The sequence below is a fragment of the Arcobacter sp. LA11 genome, from assembly GCF_001895145.1.
In the GTDB taxonomy this organism is placed as follows: Bacteria; Campylobacterota; Campylobacteria; order Campylobacterales; family Arcobacteraceae; genus Halarcobacter.
Genome location: NZ_BDIR01000001.1, coordinates 334,970 through 356,136, shown reverse-complemented (window position 1 = coordinate 356,136; position 21,167 = coordinate 334,970). Strand labels below are relative to the sequence as shown.

The 21,167-nt window shown below is 29.4% G+C and carries 24 protein-coding genes; 6 read left to right on the top strand and 18 right to left on the bottom strand.

Going from position 1 to position 21,167, the window contains the following annotated elements; translation table 11 throughout:
- Positions 1 to 18 precede the first annotated feature (18 nt).
- Genes BT997_RS01860 through BT997_RS01825 form a run of 8 tightly spaced genes read right to left on the bottom strand, consistent with a single transcriptional unit; the run spans position 19 to position 5,808 of the window.
- Positions 19 to 345 carry a translation initiation factor SUI1 gene (locus BT997_RS01860; protein WP_072679680.1) on the bottom strand — a complete coding sequence of 109 codons (327 nt, stop codon included), beginning with the start codon at positions 343 to 345 and terminating at the stop codon, positions 19 to 21.
- A gap of 2 nt (positions 346 to 347) precedes the next feature.
- Positions 348 to 1,343 (bottom strand): tRNA (adenosine(37)-N6)-threonylcarbamoyltransferase complex transferase subunit TsaD, encoded by a 996-nt coding sequence (gene tsaD, locus BT997_RS01855; protein WP_072679679.1) that lies wholly within the window; start codon positions 1,341 to 1,343, stop codon positions 348 to 350.
- Complete coding sequence (locus BT997_RS01850) at positions 1,344 to 1,895, bottom strand: alpha/beta hydrolase (RefSeq protein WP_072679678.1); 552 nt, start codon at positions 1,893 to 1,895, stop codon at positions 1,344 to 1,346. It lies immediately after the preceding gene.
- An 8-nt stretch (positions 1,896 to 1,903) separates the two neighbouring features.
- Complete coding sequence (locus tag BT997_RS01845; RefSeq protein WP_072679677.1) at positions 1,904 to 2,332, bottom strand: DUF1566 domain-containing protein; 429 nt, start codon at positions 2,330 to 2,332, stop codon at positions 1,904 to 1,906.
- Entirely contained in the window at positions 2,332 to 2,613 is a 282-nt protein-coding gene (locus tag BT997_RS01840; RefSeq protein WP_072679676.1) for a hypothetical protein, read from the bottom strand. The genes BT997_RS01845 and BT997_RS01840 overlap by 1 nt, the downstream gene beginning before the upstream one ends.
- Complete coding sequence (gene dxr / locus BT997_RS01835) at positions 2,603 to 3,670, bottom strand: 1-deoxy-D-xylulose-5-phosphate reductoisomerase (RefSeq protein WP_072679675.1); 1,068 nt, start codon at positions 3,668 to 3,670, stop codon at positions 2,603 to 2,605. Before dxr ends, BT997_RS01840 begins: the two co-directional genes overlap by 11 nt.
- On the bottom strand, positions 3,667 to 4,425 hold the full coding sequence (locus BT997_RS01830) for a phosphatidate cytidylyltransferase (protein ID WP_072679674.1): 759 nt from the start codon (positions 4,423 to 4,425) through the stop codon (positions 3,667 to 3,669). The genes dxr and BT997_RS01830 overlap by 4 nt, the downstream gene beginning before the upstream one ends.
- A gap of 54 nt (positions 4,426 to 4,479) precedes the next feature.
- Complete coding sequence (locus BT997_RS01825; protein ID WP_072679673.1) at positions 4,480 to 5,808, bottom strand: NFACT RNA binding domain-containing protein; 1,329 nt, start codon at positions 5,806 to 5,808, stop codon at positions 4,480 to 4,482.
- 91 nt (positions 5,809 to 5,899) lie between these two features.
- On the opposite strand from BT997_RS01825, the gene BT997_RS01820 reads away from it, so the two are divergent.
- Together BT997_RS01820 and BT997_RS01815 are read left to right on the top strand one after the other, a co-directional pair.
- Positions 5,900 to 6,220, top strand: coding sequence for a cytochrome C (locus BT997_RS01820; protein WP_072679672.1), 321 nt, complete (start codon positions 5,900 to 5,902; stop codon positions 6,218 to 6,220).
- A gap of 225 nt (positions 6,221 to 6,445) precedes the next feature.
- Positions 6,446 to 8,008 carry a DUF3373 family protein gene (locus BT997_RS01815; RefSeq protein ID WP_072679671.1) on the top strand — a complete coding sequence of 521 codons (1,563 nt, stop codon included), beginning with the start codon at positions 6,446 to 6,448 and terminating at the stop codon, positions 8,006 to 8,008.
- A gap of 29 nt (positions 8,009 to 8,037) precedes the next feature.
- Here the strand turns inward: BT997_RS01815 and BT997_RS01810 are convergent, their stop codons facing one another.
- A complete protein-coding gene (locus tag BT997_RS01810) occupies positions 8,038 to 8,562 on the bottom strand; it encodes a hypothetical protein (protein WP_072679729.1) in 525 nt (174 codons plus the stop codon).
- A 111-nt stretch (positions 8,563 to 8,673) separates the two neighbouring features.
- Here BT997_RS01810 and thrS point away from each other — a divergent pair, with 111 nt between their 5' ends.
- From thrS to rplT, 4 genes are all read left to right on the top strand, one after another.
- A complete protein-coding gene (gene thrS / locus BT997_RS01805) occupies positions 8,674 to 10,482 on the top strand; it encodes a threonine--tRNA ligase (protein WP_072679670.1) in 1,809 nt (602 codons plus the stop codon).
- Positions 10,479 to 11,018 (top strand): translation initiation factor IF-3, encoded by a 540-nt coding sequence (infC, locus tag BT997_RS01800; RefSeq protein ID WP_072679669.1) that lies wholly within the window; start codon positions 10,479 to 10,481, stop codon positions 11,016 to 11,018. Before thrS ends, infC begins: the two co-directional genes overlap by 4 nt.
- 140 nt (positions 11,019 to 11,158) lie before the next feature.
- Positions 11,159 to 11,356, top strand: coding sequence for a 50S ribosomal protein L35 (gene rpmI, locus BT997_RS01795; RefSeq protein WP_072679668.1), 198 nt, complete (start codon positions 11,159 to 11,161; stop codon positions 11,354 to 11,356).
- Between the two features lie 105 nt (positions 11,357 to 11,461).
- Positions 11,462 to 11,821 carry a 50S ribosomal protein L20 gene (gene rplT, locus BT997_RS01790; protein ID WP_072679667.1) on the top strand — a complete coding sequence of 120 codons (360 nt, stop codon included), beginning with the start codon at positions 11,462 to 11,464 and terminating at the stop codon, positions 11,819 to 11,821.
- A gap of 67 nt (positions 11,822 to 11,888) precedes the next feature.
- On the opposite strand, the gene BT997_RS01785 is transcribed toward rplT, so the two are convergent.
- From BT997_RS01785 to BT997_RS01745, 9 genes are all read right to left on the bottom strand, one after another.
- A complete protein-coding gene (locus BT997_RS01785) occupies positions 11,889 to 12,272 on the bottom strand; it encodes a hypothetical protein (RefSeq protein ID WP_072679666.1) in 384 nt (127 codons plus the stop codon).
- 601 nt (positions 12,273 to 12,873) lie between these two features.
- The gene (locus BT997_RS01780) at positions 12,874 to 14,067 is read right to left on the bottom strand and encodes a rhodanese-like domain-containing protein (protein ID WP_072679665.1); all 1,194 of its coding nucleotides are present in this window, start codon (positions 14,065 to 14,067) and stop codon (positions 12,874 to 12,876) included.
- Complete coding sequence (nrfD, locus tag BT997_RS01775) at positions 14,067 to 15,257, bottom strand: NrfD/PsrC family molybdoenzyme membrane anchor subunit (protein ID WP_083568377.1); 1,191 nt, start codon at positions 15,255 to 15,257, stop codon at positions 14,067 to 14,069. The genes BT997_RS01780 and nrfD overlap by 1 nt, the downstream gene beginning before the upstream one ends.
- A gap of 11 nt (positions 15,258 to 15,268) precedes the next feature.
- Positions 15,269 to 15,832 (bottom strand): 4Fe-4S dicluster domain-containing protein, encoded by a 564-nt coding sequence (locus BT997_RS01770; protein ID WP_072679664.1) that lies wholly within the window; start codon positions 15,830 to 15,832, stop codon positions 15,269 to 15,271.
- Position 15,833: 1 nt separating this feature from the next.
- A complete protein-coding gene (locus BT997_RS01765; RefSeq protein WP_072679663.1) occupies positions 15,834 to 18,281 on the bottom strand; it encodes a molybdopterin-dependent oxidoreductase in 2,448 nt (815 codons plus the stop codon).
- 170 nt (positions 18,282 to 18,451) lie between these two features.
- A complete protein-coding gene (locus tag BT997_RS01760) occupies positions 18,452 to 19,573 on the bottom strand; it encodes a cytochrome b/b6 domain-containing protein (protein WP_083568375.1) in 1,122 nt (373 codons plus the stop codon).
- A 50-nt stretch (positions 19,574 to 19,623) separates the two neighbouring features.
- Positions 19,624 to 19,848 carry a hypothetical protein gene (locus tag BT997_RS01755; RefSeq protein WP_083568373.1) on the bottom strand — a complete coding sequence of 75 codons (225 nt, stop codon included), beginning with the start codon at positions 19,846 to 19,848 and terminating at the stop codon, positions 19,624 to 19,626.
- 54 nt (positions 19,849 to 19,902) lie between these two features.
- Complete coding sequence (locus BT997_RS01750; protein WP_072679661.1) at positions 19,903 to 20,565, bottom strand: c-type cytochrome; 663 nt, start codon at positions 20,563 to 20,565, stop codon at positions 19,903 to 19,905.
- Positions 20,566 to 20,587: 22 nt separating this feature from the next.
- A complete protein-coding gene (locus BT997_RS01745) occupies positions 20,588 to 21,157 on the bottom strand; it encodes a DUF3365 domain-containing protein (RefSeq protein ID WP_072679660.1) in 570 nt (189 codons plus the stop codon).
- Between the last annotated feature and the right edge of the window lie 10 nt (positions 21,158 to 21,167).

The window sequence follows — 21,167 nt, the reverse complement described above, 5'->3', positions numbered from 1 at the left end:
AAAATGGTTCTTCTTTATTTATTTTCTAAATTTCCAATCTTCTTTTTCTAAAACTGTTTTGATTTTCTCTTTTACATCACCTTGTAGTTCAATCCATTCATCTTTGATTGCACCACCACAAGCTAATTTTTTCTTTAAAAGTTTAAGTACTTCTTTTTTATCTTTATCATTTAAATGAAATCTTCCTACTAAAGTAACTGGTTTACCTTTTCTTTTTTCGTATGTAAATACTAATTGATGTTGGTTTTTAGGTTTTGTTTCATTTGAAACTTTTTTATTTTTCTTGTCATTTTTTGATGTATCAAAATCATCTCCATCAAGCTTTGCACCCATCTCAAATATCATCTCTAAAAATCCTTGATTCTTGTTTGTACATCTATTTCATCTATCAATGTAAAATCTTTTTGATTATACTGCTCAACGGCAACTCTTCCAATCATTGCTGCATTGTCAGAACAATATTTCAATTGACTTAAAAAAAGTTTCGTATTATTTTTTTGACATAACTCTTCAATAGCAGTACGAAGTCTTATATTAGCACTAGCCCCACCAACTATCGCAAAGTTTTTAGGAATTTTTTGTTTAAAAAGCTTTTTTACTTTTTGCATAATATGTGCTACTGCTGTCTTTTCAAAAGAGGCACAAACATCATATTTGTCTTGTTCTTTTATATCTTTATCACCAAGCTTTTCTATTTGCATTCTAACTGCATTTTTAAGCCCTGAATATGAAAACTCAATATTTGGTCTTTGTCTTAAAGGAACTGGAAAATCAAATCTATCTTCATCACCTTTTAATCCATTCTCTTGAACAATTGGACCACCAGGATAACCTAATCCCATCATTTTAGAAACTTTATCAAAACTCTCACCAAAACTATCATCTAAGGTTGAAGCAATTATTTTCATATCATTTAATGAATTTGCCTCTATAATTTGAGTATGTCCACCAGAAACTAATAAGATAGTAGTAGGAAATACCTCATCTTTTTCAATAAAAAGTGAATAAATATGCCCTTTTAGATGATTAACAGCTATTAAAGGAATATCTAAACTAAGAGCTAAAGCCTTTGCCATAGTTACCCCTTCCATAAGTGTTACAGATAGTCCAGGAGCATTTGTAACGGCAATTGCTTTTAGCTTTGGAAAATATTCTTTACACTCTTCAAGTATTTTTGGTAATGCTTCAACATGAAGTCTTGCTGCAAGTTCAGGAACTACTCCTCCATAAACACTATGTTGAAGTTCTTGAGATATTTTTTTATGATAAATTAATTTTTTTGATTTTATGTCTGTAATTGCTATTGAACTATCATCACAAGATGATTCTATACTTAATATCATTTAAGCATTTTCCTCACACTCTTCTTCTCGATTTATCCAATCAAGTGCACATTCTAGTTTTCCATAACCTGAATCTGCGTTTATATGTCCAGCTTCTTCTAAAAGTTTCATACCAACACCAAGTTTACTTTGTAATCTTATTGCCTCTTCTACATTCATATATGGATCATTTGTTGAAGCTGCAATAATTACTTCTTTTGATTTTAAATCATTTGGGAGAGGATAAGGGAAAAATGTTTTTGCTTCTTCTAATTCTTCATTCCGTACAGGGGCAACCATCATCAATTTATCTAACTTTATATCTAACTCATCACAAATATGAAACCATAAAAGATTTGCCAAAGAGTGACAAACTATAACAGTAGGTTTAAAGTGCTCTATTTCATTTTTTAAAAACTCTTTCCACTCTTTTAAAGTAGGATTATCTCTATTAGGCATTGCAGGAAAAGATACTACTGTATTTTGTTTTATTAAATCTGCTGTTAAATGTGCCTGCCAATGTGGGTAATCACTACCACCTAATCCATGTAATACTAAAACTCTTTTACTCATTATCTACTTTACCTTATATCTCTTACACATCTAACATATTTATTTTTATGTCTACTATCATAATATGGTGTTCCACTTACAAAATGCATATAATCTGCATAAAACCAAAGTGTTCGCCAGTGAGCTTTTTGGGCCCAATACCCATCAGGAACATTAAATCTAAAAGTTTTATTTATATAATTTTTTTCATTTTTCTTATCAACAATAAATTCAAACTCTTCAATTTTTGGAATTCTCCAATTTGTAAATCCTAGAAAACTTAAGTTTTCGCAATAAAAAGTTGCTTCTTCATGAGTTCGTAAAGTCTTTACTACAGATATATTATCAATCCACATTAGCTTATTTTTAGTATCAACTACAGCATCTTTTCCACTTCTTCTAAAATCATTCGCTATAGAAAAAGATAAAAATAGTACAAGTAGGATTAAATATTTCATTATTTATCCTTTATTGAAAATTTACCTCTTTGTAAGGGTGAACTTACACTATCATCTAATAACTCTATACTTATATTATACTCTTCTTTATAAACTAATCCAACTAACTCTTTACAAACTTTTTTTTCATTTGAAACTGTTAAATCAGAATTTTCTTTCCATTCATCAAATTTCTTTTCATATAAGTCTACTATCTCTTTTTCAAACTTACTTCTAGAATATATAAAATAAACTACTAAAACAATAAGTATTGCAAAGGGTATAAACAAATCAAGTTCCACAATAAGCCCTCACTTCTTTATCTATTTCAAATATATCATCTATAGTTTTTGCACTTACATTATTAAATTTATTTAAAGCATCTAGGCTTATTTTTGATATATCTAAAAATCCTATTTGTGAATTTAAAAACTTTGAAACTGCAACTTCATTTGCTGCATTTAAAACAACTCCTAAATCAAGATTATTTAATACCTCATCTTTTATATCCCAGATTGGATATCTACTTGATTCTATTTTTTTAAACTCTAAATTTCCAACTTCTAATAAATCAACAGGTTTTAAAATCTGTTCATCACACTTTCCTAAAATTGCATATGCAATTGGAAGTTGCATTGAAGCATTTGCTATATGTGCTGTACTACTTCCATCTTCAAAATTAATAAGTGCATGAATCAATGATTTTGTTTCAATTATTGCATCAAGTTTGTTTGTATCAAAAAGCCAAGCAGCTTCTACAAGTTCAAACATCTTATTTGTCATTGTTGCACTATCTATTGTAATTTTATTTCCCATAGACCAATTTGGATGGTTTAAAGCTTCTTTAATAGATACATTTTTAAGTTTATCCAATGGATAATCTCTAAAAGAACCCCCACTAGCAGTTATAGTCATAGAATTTATTTTTTTATCTTGAACTAAATACCAAAGTCCAAAATGCTCTGAATCTATTGGTCTTAGTTTACTTTGGTCAATAAATTTTCCAGCAACAACTAAAGATTCTTTATTTGCAAGTGCAATTTTCTTTCCACATTCAATTGCTTTTAAAGTGGGTTTTAAACCTAAAAAGCCAACTAAAGAGTTAACAACTGTTTGAGAAGTTGACTCTTCAATTGCATTTAAAATCTCATCTTCACCAGAAGATACATTAAGATGATTTACATTTGAAATATCTTCTTTATTTGCTATTACAACTTTTTTAGGATTGAATTCTTTAATCTGTTCATTAAGAAGCTTAATATTAGTTCCAGCAACTAGAACTTCAACATTTAAATCAAACTTTCTGGCAACATTTAAAGTATTTACTCCAATAGAACCAGTACTTCCTAATATAATCACATTATTGCTCGTAAAAGAACTAACATAATGATACCACCAAAAAGGTACCCGTCAGTTCTATCCAATATCCCACCATGTCCTGGAAGAATGTCTCCACTATCTTTTACATCTGCTTCTCTTTTTAAATAAGATTCAAAAAGGTCACCAAAGACAGAAGCTAAAGCTACTACTAAAGAGATTACAATAGCACCAATAGTTGAGATATTATCTATTGCAAAAAAGACTCCAAATATAGTCGCAAAGAGTAAACCACCAGCAACACCTTCTATTGTTTTATTCGGACTTGTTTCACAAAACTTTGTTTTTCCCATTCCTCGACCTACAAAATATGCACCAATATCAGCACCTGCTACAATTACAAGAAGCCATAATAAAGACATAACACCATATTCAACATATAATGTTAATAAGAATAAAAATGATGCTGTTGGATAAAGAAGAGGTAAAAATATTTTTTTATCTAAATTTTTTGTATAAGCTAAAACAGAAGCATAGATAACTGCAATAACAAATATTAAGTCTTCAGGATTAGGGTAAAAATAAGCTGCAAACCAAAGGACTCCTGTATATAAATAAATAGAATCTATTTCTGTTTTATATAACTTTTGAGATTCACTAATTGCTACAACTAATAATCCTCCAAAGAATAACCACATTAAGAAAAATGAGTCAATATAACCTATTAATAAAACTGCTACTATTAAAGCAATCCCAGTTTTAATCCGCGTAGAACTTGATTTAATGATTTCTTTCATATTAAGCCTAATTTTTTGGTATGAAGTATGATTATACTAAAACTTGGCTTTTTTTTAAATTTTTATACCAATAGTTGTATATGGATTATATAAAACATTTGCTCCACTTTGAATTTTTACATTTCTTCTTTGGGTATAATCTACTTCATAATTTCCACCATAATCTGATGAGAATTTTGCGCAAATACTTGCTGCTTTTTCAATAACCCTATCTGGTATAGTTTTTTTAGAATTTTGCACAATAACATGTGAAGAAGGTCTATCTTTTAGATGGAACCAAAAATCACTTGCTTTTGAATTTTTCAATAAATATATATTTTCTCTTTCACTTGTTCCTAACATAATCTTATAACCTTCAAAGAAGAAACTTTCATATTGTTGTGACTTTTTTGTTTTTGTCTGATTCTTTTGCTTTTTTGGATACAAGAATTCCATCTCATCAATAGAGTTAGCGCTTTTAAGATTATGTACCATTCTTTTTAAAAACTCTAACTTTTCCTCTAAATTATCTTTTTCAATTTTAATATTAAGTGCTTTATGTTTAGCTCTTTTTGCTTTTTTAAACAAATCATTAGAATATGTAGAAGCAGACATCTCCTGATTTAAACTAATTTCAATTTCTTTACCTTCATAATTATAAGTGATAAAAGATTTTTGATAAGGTTTGATTAAATGAATACTTCCTAATATCAGATTTGCTTTTTCATACAATTTATCTGACTCTTCCTCCAACTCTTCTTTTTTAGGTAATAAAGATATAGTTTTTTCTAACTTCTTTAACTTCTTTGTAACTTGTGTAATTTTTTGTTTTTTATAATTTTCTATATTCTTTGATTCGATATCATTATACACTTTGTATAAATACTCTTCTATATCATCAACTTTTTCAATTTTAGGAATAAAATTTTGTTTTGATATTTCATCAAGTTTTATTCCAACTTTTACAACTCTGCTTGATGAAAATTCATCAATATGTCTTAAAGCTTCAAGAATAACTCTATTTTCATCTAATATTATAATATTTGTATGTTTTCCAGTAAATTCCAACTGTAATATAGTTGTAAGTTTTTTATAAGAAGAGGATGAATTAACTTTAATATTAATAATCTTGTCATTATTATAGAGTTCTATACTTTCAATTTTTGAGTTATAAAATCTTTTTTGTAAAACAACATCAAATGGAGCATTAAATTCCTTCTTTGCTCGAACCTCAACTTCTCTTTTGAATATAGAACTATTTCCCTTTGAAAGATCAAAGTATAAGCTGTTCTTATTATTAAATTCTATTATAATTATATTATTATCAATTCTCTTTATAAGCTTGATACTATGGGCTATTTCAGAAAGGTACCCAACAATTTCTTTTAACAAATAATACTTCACGATTAATTCACTTTTTCTTATTAAACTCTAAGAGTTTTTTTATATACATGTGATATAATTATATCAGAATTAAAAATTATGGAGATGAATAATGACAAAATTGTTAAAAATAGCATTGGCTGGTGCTTTAATTCTTGGTGTTGCAAGTACGACAGCAAGTGCAGATGTTGTAAAAGGTCAAAAACTTTTTATTAAAAAATTTAAAAAAGCTTGTGGATTTAATGGAGCAAAATTTGCTGCAAAACACTCTCAAGATGAATGGGAAGCAATTGGTGTGGATGGAATAAAATCTGAACTATTAAAAATTTGTCCAAAATTAGATGAGAGTAAAGCTAAAGATAAATGGATGCAACATATTTATGATTTCTCATATGAGTATGCAAATGATTCTGGAAATGTTCCATCTTGTTAATCTAAACTAAATTTAAAAACTCAAAAAAGGCGATAAGATATTCTTATTGCCTTTTTTATTTAGTATTATTATATTTAATAATATTAAACTTCCATAAATAACTTTCACAAAACTATTATAAGCCCACCTTGTATTTATTATTATAAATGATTATTCATACTTAATATTAGCTTAAATAAATTTATTATAAAATAATTTAATCTTATAATACACAAAGGAAATTAAATGAAAAAGTCAATAATTGCATTAACTGCAATTGCTGCATTGTCTACTTCTAGTTTCGCAGCTAAAGTGACACATTCAGATATGATGAAGCAAATTGAAGCTTTAAAAGCTCAGCTTTCTGCATTAGAAAAAAAATTAAACTCTACAGAATCTACATCAACTGCAAATAAAGTATCATTAGAAAAGATGATGGGGAACTCATCAAGTACTACTAGTGATGCACGGTTTAAAAAACTAGAAAAAAAAGTTAACAAAATTGGAAAGAAAGCTAATCTTGCAAAGGCTAAAAGTGCAGGAGACAACCTAAAATGGAATGTCGATTTTAGGACACAAATTGATGCTCTTGAATATAAATTAGGAAGTGGGAAAAAAGTAAAAAACTCTTCTTTATTAACTAATAGACTACAACTTGGAATGAAGTATGCCGCAGATGAAAATTCTATCTTCTATGGAACTTTAGCTTATAACAAAGTATTCGGTGATAATAGAGCAGATATAACTGAAGCTGGAGGAACTGGAAACAACGCACAATTTGATTGGGTAACAAATGAATCTGCCTCAAATGATAATTCTTTAAAAGTAAAAGAAGCTTACTGGTTATATAGAAATGATTCTTTCTTTGGAAATGAAGATATCGCATGGACTGCTTCTGTAGGAAGACGTCCTTCTACTGATGGTTTAGGAATTAACTTAAGAGTTGACCAGCAAAGAAAATCAGCACTATCACATACTGTAAATGTTGAGTTTGATGGAGCAAGTGCAAGATTTGATTTAGACAAACTTACTGGTATAGAAGGTATGTGGCTTAAATTTTGTGCAGGTAGAGGTCTTACAAATGCAAAACTTAGATTTTCTTCAGATGGTTTAGACTACATAGAAGATGAGGATACTACAGAAAATGTTGATATGGCAGGATTAATTTTTGTACCATATGATAATGGACAGTATTCAGTTCATATGAATTATGCACAAGCATGGAATCTAATTGGTAATAAAAATAGAGATGGGGATCCATTTACAGCTGATGAAAGCGGTAAGTTCTATGAGTTTGGAGATATGCAATTTTTCACAGCAATGTTTAAAGCAGAGGGAATAGGAGATGGAATTTCTGATTTCTTAGATGAATCAATTTTCTTTGCATCGTACGCAATGAGTAAGACAGATCCAAATAAAAATGAAATGATGTTAGGTTCAGCAGATTCTGAAACAGGTCACTCTTATTGGATTGGATTAAATATGCCTGATGGATTCTCAGATGATGGACGATTTGGAATTGAATGGAATAAAGGTTCTAAATACTGGAGATCAATGAGTTATGGAGAAGATTCTGCAATTGGTTCAAAAATTGCAGCACGTGGTACAGCTTGGGAAGTTTATTATAATAAACCACTTACAAAAGCTTTATCTACTTCGTTTAGATTTACAAAAATTGATTATGACTACACTGGAAGTAACGGATTTTTTGGAGACTATGGAACACCAATGGATTTCTCAAATCCAAATGCTTCAAATGCAGTTGAAGAAGCTCAAAATATCACAGCTTATATGAGATATAGATTTTAATCTATAAATAAAAAGAGGTTTTCCTCTTTTTATTTAAACGATACTCTATCTAATCTATAAATTATTTTTTCTGCAATTTCAATCATCGATATATTTAATTTTTTAAATTTTTCATCTTTAATATTAACTAATAATTTATCATAAACATTTGCATATGGATAAATTGTAAAATAAATATATTCTTTTGACTTACTTTCTTTATCTAACTCTTTAAACCAAACAGCAAGAAGTGAAAAATAAAGCATTGCAGGATTAAAAAGCTTTCCACTATCTTCATTTTGTTCAAATTCTTTTGTCAACTCTTTATTTATAAAATTATATGCTTCTAAAACAGCTTTTATTCTATAGTGTTTTCTGTTTTTCATATAATAATCATTAGGAAAAGTTACATTGTTCATTTGTTTATACATATCATTTGAAATAGTAGTAATATACTTATCAATCTCAATGTCTACATCAAATAATTTTTCATCACTATCTTTATATGATGCAATTAAATCTTTGCAAAACAATAACAAGGCTTCAGTTTTTATCTTTGATAAGTTTAAAATCATAAACCATTTTAACAAAATTAAATTAAAAAATAACACTTAACCTTAAATTTAAGTGCATTTGCGATAAAATAAATGAATTTTTTTAAAAAACTTATACTATAAAGGAAATTATTGGAACCAATTGGTGTATTAAATGATGGTCAGCTCTATGACCTTCAAACTGCTGAAGCTTTAGACATCCAAGGAGATGTTGTAAAAGCTGATAATTCGCCTGAGTCTCTAGAAATACTCAGACACTCATGTGCTCATATGATGGCACAAGCTATCAAAGAGTTATATCCAGATGCAAAATTTTTCGTAGGACCTGTTGTAACAGAAGGTTTCTACTATGACTTCAAAGTAGAAGCAAAAATCTCTGATGATGATTTAACTACTATTGAAAAAAAGATGAAAGAGATAGCAAATAGAAAACTTCCTATTGAAAGATATGAAACTACAAGAGCTGAAATCTTAGAAAAATTTGCTGATGATGAATTAAAACAAGCTGTTTTACAAAATATTACCGATGATACATTAACTATGTATAAGCAAGGTGACTTCGAAGATTTATGTAGAGGGCCACACTTACCAAATACTAGAATGATTAGAGCATTTAAACTAACAAGAGTTGCAGGTGCATATCTTGGTGGTGATGAAGAAAATGAAATGATTACTAGAATCTATGGTATTGCATTCTTTGATAAAAAAGAATTAAACGATTATGTAAGAATGCTAGAAGAAGCTAAAAAAAGAGACCATAGAAAACTTGGAACTGAGTTAGAATTATTTGCATTTAATGAAGACATTGGAGCAGGACTTCCATTATGGCTTCCAAATGGTGCAAGACTTAGAGGAAAACTAGAAAGACTTTTATACAAAGCGCATAGAATTAGAGGTTATGAGCCTGTTCGAGGACCTGAAATTCTAAAAGCTAACCAATGGGTTAAATCAGGTCATTACGCTAACTATAAAGAAAATATGTACTTTACAACTATTGATGACCAAGAGTATGGTATCAAACCAATGAATTGTGTTGGTCATATTCAAATCTTTAAAAATGATTTAGTTTCATACAAAGACTTACCAAAGAAATTCTTTGAGTATGGTGTTGTACATAGACATGAGTTAAGTGGAGCAATGCATGGACTATTTAGAGTAAGAGAATTTACTCAAGATGACGCACATATTTTCTGTTTACCTTCACAAGTTAAAGATGTGATTATTGATGTACTTGAATTTGTTGATTCATTAATGAAACTATTTGATTTTAAATATGAAATGGAAGTTTCAACAAAACCTAAAAAAGCTATTGGTTCTGATGAGTTTTGGGAAACTACAACTAAAGGAATCATGGAAGCACTGGATTCAGAAAATTTACCTTATGGTATTGATGAAGGTGGAGGAGCATTTTATGGTCCAAAAATTGATATTAAAATTTTAGATGCTATTGGAAGAAAATGGCAATGTGGTACAGTTCAAGTTGATATGAACTTACCATCATCTTTTGAAATGGAATATATCAATGCTGAAGGTCAAAAAGAACAACCAGTTATGATTCATAGGGCAATTCTTGGTTCTTTTGAAAGATTCATTGGAATCTTAACTGAACACTGTGCAGGAGAATTTCCATTTGTGATTGCACCTACGCAAGTAATTTTTGTACCAATTGCAGAGCCTCATGTAGAGTACGCAAAAGAGTTACAAAAAGAACTTTTATATGAAGAAATGGATTCTAAAATCTTTGATATGAATGAGTCATTAAACAAAAGAATTAGAATGGCTGAAAAACAAAGAGTACCAATGATTGTAGTTGTTGGTGATGATGAAGTTGCAAACCAAACTATTGCACTAAGAGATAGAAGAAAAAGAGAACAATCAAACATGAGTAAAGAAGAATTCTTTACACTATTAAACGAAATTCAAAAAGGAAGTAAGATTTGAGTAGACAAAATAAAAAAGACGAAGTAATAATGAATGAAAGTATCCATGCAAAAGAAGTAAGATGTATGGGTGATGATGGAACTAATTATGGAATTATTCCAACTAGAGATGCACAGCAAACTGCTGATGATTTAGGATTAGATCTAGTTCTTATTGCTCCAGATGGTAAGCCTCCTGTTGCTAAAATTATGGATTATGGTAAATTTAGATACCAACAAGAAAAAAAGAAAAAAGAAGCTAAGAAAAAACAAAAAGTTATTGTTGTTAAAGAAGTGAAATTTTCTGTTAAAATTGCAGATAATGATATCAACTATAAAGTTAAACATGCTATTGAATTCTTAGAAAAAGGTTACCACGTTAAATGTAGAGTATTCTTAAAAGGTAGAGAGATGGCACATCCAGAAGCTGGTGCTGCTGTACTTGAAAGAGTTTGGCCAATGATTGAAGAATATGGGGCAAGAGAAGCAGAACCAAAACAAGAGGGACGATTTGTAAACATGTATGTTGTTCCTAAAAACGAACACCACAAAAACTAACAAAAATATAGAAAAAGAGATTCTACTCTCTCTTTTTCTGTTTTTAATTCTTATTTAACCATACTTAAAGCTAGTTTTAAGTAAAATCTCAAACTTTTTCACATTATTGAAAATGCAAATTTATTAGAAAGGACTCCACGATGCCAAAGATGAAATCAGTAAGTGGTGCTTTAAAAAGATTTAAAGTAAAGAAAAATGGTTCGATTAAAAGAGGATCAGCATTCAGAAGCCACATCTTAACAAAGATGACTCAAAAGAGAAAAAGAGCTCTTAGAGGACCACAAACTGTTGCAGAAGTTGATTCTACAAGAGTTAAAAGAATGTTATGTTTAGCATAATTAACTAATATTTAGTTAATTATATTGTCCCTCCACGATATGTGGACAAGTTCGATTATATAAAATCGACACCTATTTAAAAGATATGGTAAAGAAAGGAAAGATATGCCTAGAGTAAAAACTGGTGTAGTTAGAAGAAGAAGACATAAGAAAGTTTTAAAAGCTGCTAGAGGATTTTTTAGTGGTAGAAGAAAACATTTTAGAAAAGCGAAAGAGCAATTAGAACACTCTTTAGTATACGCATACAGAGATAGAAGACAGAAAAAAAGAGATATTAGAAAACTTTGGATCATCAGAATCAATGCTGCTTGTAGATTAAATGATATCAACTATTCTAGATTCATGAACGGTATGAAATTAGCGAACATTGAATTAGATAGAAAAATTTTAGCTGATATGGCTATGAACGATTCAGAAGCATTTGCATCATTAGTTGTAAAAGCAAAAGAAGCATTAGCAGCATAATTTTAATAAATTTGCTAAATAAATAGAAGGGTTGAAGCTTAGGCTTCAGCCCTTTTTTTATGGATAACTAGTTTTTTATACACTTGATATCTATTTGTGCTCCATAAATACCATTTTCTGGAGGAAGAGCAGGTGGCCTTTTAAATAGCATTGTCCATTTATTTGATTCACACATTTGTTTACTTCTTGCAATTACTGCATTCCAAGCATGCTCACCAGAATGTTTTGATCGGCAAACAATATGTGCACTATTAAGGTCATTTACTTCTTTAGTAACAGTACAACCTACACCTGTTTTTGAATTATAATCTGAAACATCTTCCATTGAAACATATATCGTTCCTTTTAAGTCAGCTTTAACTGCTTTTTTATTTGGTGTACTATTAGAACAACCAATTAAACTTAGTATACATATAAAATATAATAAGCTCTTTATTACGTAACCCATCATTAAAAATCCTTATTTTATAATATTAAATATTATAGTAATTTTGCTTAGTATAAAATAACTATTATTCCAGGTTTTCTATTCTCATACTTTTTAGTTGTAAAAAGTATGAGAATAGAAAACCAGCCAAGTTGTTATGGGCGAAGCTTCCTTCCAGTTTACAACTTATTTTCTGACCTACGAAACTCAATCCAAAAAAGACATCTAGTCTCTTTCTCCTTTTAAACATTCTCGGTCTTTTCCGAAAATAGATTGAAAACTTCCAGCCATAACAAAGGCTGGACTTCCATGTAGTTTGAATTTCATTGTCTTGATTGAGTATCTTATGCCCCACGTTTGCAGAAGCTTTTGATTTATGAAATCTTTACGATGAAAAGTGAGGACTGTTTGAGCGTAAAGAAATGTGACTAGATGTCACATTTTAGCGAGTTCCGCAACGCAGTAAATATTTTATAAAGCAAAAGGAACCCGAAGGGCTTCAAGACTTTGTGGGTTGCTTTTTGCTCTACTTTTTTCAATAAAAAAGTAGTAAAAAATACTTACTAAATAAAAAAAGGAAAGAGAATTAACTCTTTCCCCTTCTAAATACTTTTAAAAAGTAAAATTATTCTAAAGGCTCATTAACCTCAATTTTACAATCATTACCTTTACAATCTATATTTGCATCAAAATAATAAACTTCACTAACATCAAGATTAGCATCTTTTAATTTTTGCCAAGCTTCTATTGATCTACCACCAGCAGTACAGTTAAATACTATTGTTTTACCTTTTGGTAGTTTTGCATATAACTCATTTGCTTTTAATGGTTCCGCAGAAATATTTATTGCACCTTTTAAATGTCCTGATTTAAACTCTTCGGCACTTGTAACATCAACAATTTGTACATATGAAGGCACTTTATCTGCTTTTATTAACTTATCAAACCAATATCCATCAACACTTCCTTCATCAGGTCCAAGTTTTAAACCATTTTTACTCATCATTGGTTTTTTTGGAGTATCACTTTTAGATTTTGCTTTTGATGCACTTTTTGTTGTAGCAAGTCCTGCTTTTTTCCAAGCTGGCATACCAGCTGCAAATACTGATACATCTTTATATCCCATAGAGATTAGTTTTTTAGCTATATTATGAGATTTTACACATTTGTATCCACCACAAAAAGTTATCACTTTTTGAGAGTGATTAACAGGAAATCTTCCTTTTAACTCTTCTACTTTTGTATCTGGAATGGCTATTGCACCAGGGATTGTTTCAGCTAGGTATTTTTTGTATGGTCTTGCATCAATAATTACTGCACTATTTTTAGCTTGTGCAGATTTTATAACAGCTAATCCAACCTCTCTATAATTTTTCTTTTTCCACTCAGGCTCACCTGCTTGATAAAGTTTTACATTTGTAAAACCATCTTTTTTAAGCATATTTGCAACTTTTGGAGATTTTCCACATTTCCATCCACCACAATACACAAGAATCTCTTTATTTTTAGGAACATCTTTTAACTGTCCAACATATTTAGCATAGTCTGTATCTGGGATATTTAAAGATGAAGGGATAGTTCCTGTCATATACTTCTTATTTGGTCTTGCATCAATTAACAATGCTTTTGCACCATTTCTTGTCCCTTTAGCAACTTTTCCTTTTGCATATTTATAATCAACAACTTTTAACTTAAACTTGTCAATCATACCTTGAACTTTTGGACTTGGTTTTGTCAAATTTCCTGGATCATTTGCTATTGCACCAGTACTTAATAAACCAACTACTACTAGACTTCTCAGAATCATTTTTGTTTTCATTACATATCCTTTTTATTGTGATCTAATTCAAAAAACTTATCAGCTAAGTAATACATTACAAAGCACACACCAATTCCACCAATTGAAACACCAATTTCTGCAAATGAAGGGAAATACTCTATAAAAGTAGGAGGTAATTGATACTCTCTAATTTTAAGTAGTTGAAGAGGCATTACTTGAGTATCATGAACTAAATCATATCTCATAAAAAAAATACCTATCATTCCTAAAATAGATGCCCAAACCATCCCTTTTATATTTGTTCCTTTACTTGCTAAAATTACAATAAATGGAATAACCATACCTAATAATACTTCTCCTATTAAAAAGTTAGAACTACCTAAAATATGCCAAGCAACCTCTGCACGTCCTGGCATTCCACCATAAATGGCAGTTAACATTCTCCAGATTTCAAAAAACATTAAAATAGCTAGTAAAAGTCCTAAAATTTTTGCTAACTTTGTAAGCATAACTTTTACTTCTTCTGGAAAATCCATTTTATATCTAAATCCATACATCAAAAACAGTAAATAAGAACCAGTAATCATTGCTGAAAGTATAAAATATATTGGAAAAAATACTCCATTTGCAATAGGACGTGCTATTAAAAATCCAAATACAGCACCAAGATTACTATGTGCTGCAAGACCAACTAGTAAACCACCTAAGCCAAAGAATTTAGACCATTTATGATTTTCTCTTACTAAAAATATAAATTCAAATATAATAAATCCTAAATATGCACCATAAAGTGTTCCCATCCACCAAATTGCAGATGAAAAGTTTGGTGTTAAAATATTATATATTATCATTGTAACAGGGTGTCCAATTTCTAATGCAATTACTATAAAACCAGTTGTAATAGTAATAATCGCACCTATAATTGCCCTCTTGCCTATAATCTCAAACTCTTTTATACCAAATACATGTCCGATTGAAGACATAATACAAAGTCCAGTACTTGAAACAACAAAAAATACATACATTGCAATGATTAATCCCCAAGGATGTTCTCTTGATATATTATATGCATGATGTCCATCGATAAAATACATCACAGAGCCTGCTAAAAACAATGCAAGTAATACAACAGTTAATATTGCCATTGTTACATTAGAAAAACTTTTTTTAAATGAAAATAACTCTTTTAAAGAAATGTCTTTCATTGGAATAATTGATTTTAAAGTCATAACATCTCTCCTTATGTTAAATAAAACAATCTAGGGTCTGTCCCTAGATGTGATTTTAAAGTAAAATGATCTCTAGTTCTTAGAACCTCTGATATTTCACTATTAGGGTCATCTAAATCTCCAAATATTCTCACTTTTGTTGGACAAGTATTTTGACAAGCCGTTGTTGTCTCACCTCTTGCAATTCTTGTATCTGCACAGAAGTTACATTTATCTACTGTTTTTGTTCTATCATCAACATATCTTGCATCATAAGGACAAGCTGTCATACAGTATGAACATAAAATACATTTATCAGGATCAACTCTTACTACACTATTTTCATCATAGTATGTTGCATTTGTAGGACACACTTCTTGACAAGGTGCATTTGCACATTGTTGACATTGACTAGGTAAGAAATTATTTGAGGCAATATTTAAAAAAGGAAACTCTCCTTCTATCTCTTTTGTTCCTACCCATATTCTGTGATTATCGGCTCCTAATAAAATTCCATTTTCTTCTTTACAGGCTGTTTCACAAGCTTTACAGTTAATACAATTTTTATAATCTAGAACCATTCCATATCTAGCCATCTTACACCTTCCTTACATCAACAATTGTTTCATGCATCGCTGCACTACCAAATACAGGTTCAATAACATCATCAATAATTTCATTGTCACTTGCACCATTATCAACACCAAGAGTTAAGTTATCTGAAGTAGAACCAAATCCATGAATAAAGAATAAAGTATTAAATCCAATCTTTTCTGTTGGATATGCTTTTATTTGAATTTTTCCTACATTACTTTCAACTTCAACAGTATCACCAAACTCTATACCTCTATCTTTTGCAATTCTTTTATTAATCCATAAATAGTTTTCTGGCATTAAATCTAGTAACATTGCATTATTAGATGTTGCATTTTGAGTAAATTGTCCATGACGTCCAGTAATAAATTTAAATTTACCTTTTGGAGTAGCTGTATACATTTCATCTCGCCATTTTGGCATTGAATCAACACCTTTTTTAGCTAAGTTATTTAATACACATTCAACTTTTCCAGTTGGCGTTTTAAACTCTTTTTTAAGTACCGCAATTTCTTTCTCATTTACACAGGTATCATGGAAAACATCTGATTTAAATTCTCCTCTTACAACAGAGTAAAATCTTCTATCCCTTGGGTACCATTGATATTCATTTGAAGATAGCTTTTTAAAATATTTATCCATATTTAAATAGTAAACACCTTTTTCTCTTAATATCTTCCAAGCTTCACTACCGTAAACTTCTTCAACCATATGTTTATTAATTTCTTCTTGTGAATGTGCAAAATCATCACTTAAATCAAAACCATTTTCTTTATAATAAGCTTCAATTTCAGCTTCAGATTTTCCTTCAATCTCATCTTGAACATCTTCATCATGCTTCTTTGTAACTTCCCATAATGGTTTTGCCATTTTAGAACCTAAACCATGCATTATCTCAATTACTGGTTTAGTCTCATACATAGGTTTAGTTGCAGCTTGTCTAAGAGCAATAGATGGTTGAGCTCCACCAAATGATTTAACGGGATCTTCTCTTTCTAAATAAGTACATTCAGGTAAAATTACATCAGCCATCATTGCTGTGTCACTAGGCATAGTATCTATTACAACAACTAAATCCATCTTTTCAAACATCTGTTTGGTTTTTTTTGCATTTGGGATACTTAACATCGGATTTTGTTTATAAACAAACATACCTCGAATTGGATATGGTGACTTGTCTTCAACAACTTTATTTCTCCATGCAATCCAAGAACCACTTCCTCCAATAATTGCAGCTGCATCTTTTTCAATTCTTCCTTCAGCATTTGCATAAATTGGAGCATTTATAGAATGAGAACCTAATGGTAATTTTTTACCAAATACAATTCCCCCTTCTTTATCAATTCCACCACCAAGTGCAGTAAATATTGCTTGAGCTCGTCTTAATTGGAAATCTTGTTTACTCCAAGCAGTTCTTCTACCTTGATAATATATTGCTTTTGGAGCATGATGCATAAAGTCTCTAGCTATTTTTTTAATCTTCGAAACTTTTATTCCCGTTATCTTTTCTGCCCACTCAGGAGTATAACTACTACTTATAATATGTTCTTTATATTCTTCAAAACCATTCATATTTAATGCAACAAATTTTTTGTTATAAAGTTCTTCAGTTAAGACCACATATGTTAATGCTAAAACTAGTGCTAAATCGGTACCCACTTCAACTGGTAACCAGTCATCTGCATGAGCTGCAGTATTTGTAAATCTTGGATCAATTACAATAAGTTTTGCACCTCTTCTTTTTGTTCTTTTAAATAATTCCATAGTATCAGGAGTAACTATTGCTTCTGCTCTATTTGCACCTGCCATTATGATATATTCAGCATTTTCTAGATCAGCTTGTCCATAACCACCTATTGTCAGTGCATAACCAGAAACTGTAGTTTGTAAACAAATAGATGAATGATTTACGAAATTTGATGAACCAAATTTATCTTGCATAAAAGTTTTATATGTATGTTCTGCCATACCTTCACCTGCACAGTAACCTATACATGATCTATTATCTTTTTCTTCATCCAATATCTTTGCCATTTTTTCTGAGATATGACTATAAGCCTCATCCCAAGTTACTCTCTTATATTTTCCATCTCCTCTTTTACCAACTCTTATTAGTGGATATTTGAGTCTATCAGGATCATATAAAGCTTGAATTCCAGCATTTCCTCTAGCACATAACATATTTTGTGATTTTGGAAAATGAGGGTTAGGATCTAACTTAGTTACAACATTATTTTCAACTCTAGCGTAAGCTGCACACTTATTAACACACATTTCACATAAAGTTGGAACAATTTTTATTTCATTTTTATTATTTGATGTTTTTGTAGTTCCAAATGTTTTTTTATCATTTTGCGATTTTGTGTTTGAAAGTGCAGATGTTGAAGCAGCAATAACAGATAAAGCAACTGTACCTTGCAAAAATTTTCTTCTAGAAATTTCAACTTGCATTTCTCTCTCCTTCTTAATTTACTCTTAGTATTATAAATTAATAATATAATTTTAGCATGATATTTTATAAATTTTTCTTATAAATGAATGATTATTCATAAGAATAATGATTCATTTGTAATCTATATTACTTTTATAAGATTACATTATAATTACAGTAATTGGAAAGGTTATTTTTTAGGAGGATATATGATATTAGAATCAGAAAGAATTCCTTCTTCAAAATCTTTATGACAAGCTACACAATTTGATTTATTTTCAACCTCATCGCTTTTAAAAATATCCTTTGGAATATTTTTATGAATATCTTTCCAATAAAGAGTATCTGATATAGTAAATTTTTTACTATTCTTGATTTCGTCAGAGATTTTATAAGATGCTTCTCTTGTTGAATTTTCAGCAGAATTCTCAACTAAATATTTTGTTATAGAATCTGATAAATTCTTTTCAAGTTCTAAATCTTCATCATAATGGTCAGATTGTTCATTCATTAATTTAATCCAAGACTCTTTTGGTAAAAGATGGGGAGGTATTAAATTATGACAATCAGAACATTCAAATTGAAAATCTTTATGAAGAGCTTTATAGTCTATTTTTTCAAATTTGCTCTTGATAAAAATATTTTCTGGAATAAAATAAGCATATGAAAAAACTGCAAAAACTAATAAAGTATAAAAAGATCCCCAAAATATCATCTTAAATCTTGGTTGAATATCACTCCCTTTTGCTTTTTTATATCCTGTTACCATTGCCATTACCATATTTGTTTTATGATAAAATTGCTCTATTAAAACACCTGATACATGAAATACAATCATACATATTAATATATAAACTGACAAAATATGTATATCTTCATAAAAATACATATAAGTGTAATAATTTTTATTTAAAAATGAAAAGATTCCATTACCTTCTTGAATTCCATATAAAATAAAGCCTGTCATACAACAGAAAATACCTATCCACGTAACTAAAAAAGCAAACCATGATGATGCCGGATTATGCCCAGCTTCAATTTCTCGATACCTATCTTCAATTTTCTTAACAAAATACAATTTTAAGCTACTAAGTGAAAAATTAAAATCTGACCATTTTGCATACTTTGGTCCTATAATACCCCATACAATTTTTTTTAAGAGCATTCCAAAAACAAAAATTCCTAAAGAAACATGTAATGTTAAAAGTTCTTCATAAAATGATGTAATATAACATGCAAAAAAAGATATCACCAGTAACCAGTGACTTAGTCTTCCAAGAAAAGACCATACATAAGTCTTATGATTGTTCAATATTGACCTTTAATGATTATTCATTCATAAATATATATTTTTAAAAAATATTACTTTTTAAAAAGTTTTAAAATAAGAGATAGAATTCCTCTTAATATTGCTATTCCTATATAAATTAAAAATACATATAATAGTGGATGATAAGGCATAGGATGAGAGAAAAGAGCTTTTAGATGTATTAAAGGAGTAGATAGCCAAGTATCTAAATGTATCACAATAGATGTAACTATAAAAATAACTACAAAAACAACAATTTCTTTTTTTAAATTTATCAACTCTTATCCTAAACTATTTAAGTAAAGGAAGAAATCCTTTACTTTATTTATTACTTAATTTCTGTAAAAATGAGATTCGATATACTCTGCCATAGCTTTTGGCTCGTATTTCATACCTTTATTTTCAATTTTTTCTTGATTGTGTTCCATTACTTCATGATCACTACCAGAAGATTGATTCATATCTCCATCTCTAATTTCGATTAAATCTGATTCTATTTCATGTGCAGTTTTATCATTTAAAGCTGGACCTTTTTTCTTTGGGTTACCTTCTGCATTTAAACCATGACATTTTGAACACATTTTTCCATAAATTTCAGAAACTGTGTATGTCTTATTTGACGTAATCTTCTTATAATATTTTGCTTCTGGATTAAAAGATACAAAGATATATTCACCCATACTTTTTGGTTCATAATCCATACCTTTTTCAATAATCTTCTTCATGTTATGTTCCATTACTTCATGCTCACTTCCAGAAGATTGATTCATTCCTTCACTCTTTAAATCAAATAAACTGATTTCAAGCTCATGAGCTGATTGATCATTTAAAGCTGGGCCTTTTTTCTTTGGATTACCTTCTGCATTCATACCATGACATTTTGAACACATTTTTGTATAAATTTCTGCATTTGAATATTTCATTTGAGCTGCGTGTAATCCTGTAGTGAAGATAACGCTCAAGAAACTTACTAAAATTGCTTTTTTAACTTGCATATGAATTCCTTTACTTCTCATTTTATTTAGAGATGGTTATAACAACCGCACCTCTAATTTCTCCACTTTTATGTCCATAACCATTATCATTTTTATAGACATCAGAGAATCTCTTTTTTGAATCTTTATCAACCTTTTTTTCTAAACCATGACACTTTTTACAGTCTCTACTTTTCATTTCAACTGGAGAATATACTTTATATGTATTTTCATCAACTATTTGAATTATTTGTTTAGGTTGATAAGCATCAGACTTTTGTATTAAATCAAAAGCTTTTAAAATATTAATTTCATCTTTTAAAACTTTTGATTTTTCACTTCTATTATTTAGACTTACTCTTTTAATTGAAACTTTAGAGCCATATTTTTTATCAATTTCATCAATTATTTTTGGAGACTCATCAATACAAAAACTAGTCATACCTTTTGTCTTATCAGCTTTTTTTGCTTTTTTTAACTCTTTTTTTAGTTTTGAATTTAATTCAGAAGTAGCTTTTGAAGCCACTTCTTTAACTTTATCAAGAGTTAACTCTTCTGCATTTACAAAAAGAAAAGATAATAAAGTAAGACTAACTACTAATAATTTCTTCAATATCAACTCT

Excerpts from the sequence above, each read along its gene's own strand:
- BT997_RS01860 (WP_072679680.1), bottom strand. The coding sequence starts at position 345 with ATGATATTTGAGATGGGTGCAAAGCTTGATGGAGATGATTTTGATACA.
- tsaD (WP_072679679.1), bottom strand. The coding sequence starts at position 1,343 with ATGATATTAAGTATAGAATCATCTTGTGATGATAGTTCAATAGCAATT.
- BT997_RS01850 (WP_072679678.1), bottom strand. The coding sequence starts at position 1,895 with ATGAGTAAAAGAGTTTTAGTATTACATGGATTAGGTGGTAGTGATTAC.
- BT997_RS01845 (WP_072679677.1), bottom strand. The coding sequence starts at position 2,332 with ATGAAATATTTAATCCTACTTGTACTATTTTTATCTTTTTCTATAGCG.
- BT997_RS01830 (WP_072679674.1), bottom strand. The coding sequence starts at position 4,425 with ATGAAAGAAATCATTAAATCAAGTTCTACGCGGATTAAAACTGGGATT.
- BT997_RS01820 (WP_072679672.1), top strand. The coding sequence starts at position 5,900 with ATGACAAAATTGTTAAAAATAGCATTGGCTGGTGCTTTAATTCTTGGT.
- BT997_RS01815 (WP_072679671.1), top strand. The coding sequence starts at position 6,446 with ATGAAAAAGTCAATAATTGCATTAACTGCAATTGCTGCATTGTCTACT.
- BT997_RS01810 (WP_072679729.1), bottom strand. The coding sequence starts at position 8,562 with ATGATTTTAAACTTATCAAAGATAAAAACTGAAGCCTTGTTATTGTTT.
- rpmI (WP_072679668.1), top strand. The coding sequence starts at position 11,159 with ATGCCAAAGATGAAATCAGTAAGTGGTGCTTTAAAAAGATTTAAAGTA.
- rplT (WP_072679667.1), top strand. The coding sequence starts at position 11,462 with ATGCCTAGAGTAAAAACTGGTGTAGTTAGAAGAAGAAGACATAAGAAA.
- BT997_RS01785 (WP_072679666.1), bottom strand. The coding sequence starts at position 12,272 with ATGATGGGTTACGTAATAAAGAGCTTATTATATTTTATATGTATACTA.
- BT997_RS01780 (WP_072679665.1), bottom strand. The coding sequence starts at position 14,067 with ATGAAAACAAAAATGATTCTGAGAAGTCTAGTAGTAGTTGGTTTATTA.
- nrfD (WP_083568377.1), bottom strand. The coding sequence starts at position 15,257 with ATGACTTTAAAATCAATTATTCCAATGAAAGACATTTCTTTAAAAGAG.
- BT997_RS01770 (WP_072679664.1), bottom strand. The coding sequence starts at position 15,832 with ATGGCTAGATATGGAATGGTTCTAGATTATAAAAATTGTATTAACTGT.
- BT997_RS01765 (WP_072679663.1), bottom strand. The coding sequence starts at position 18,281 with ATGCAAGTTGAAATTTCTAGAAGAAAATTTTTGCAAGGTACAGTTGCT.
- BT997_RS01750 (WP_072679661.1), bottom strand. The coding sequence starts at position 20,565 with ATGCAAGTTAAAAAAGCAATTTTAGTAAGTTTCTTGAGCGTTATCTTC.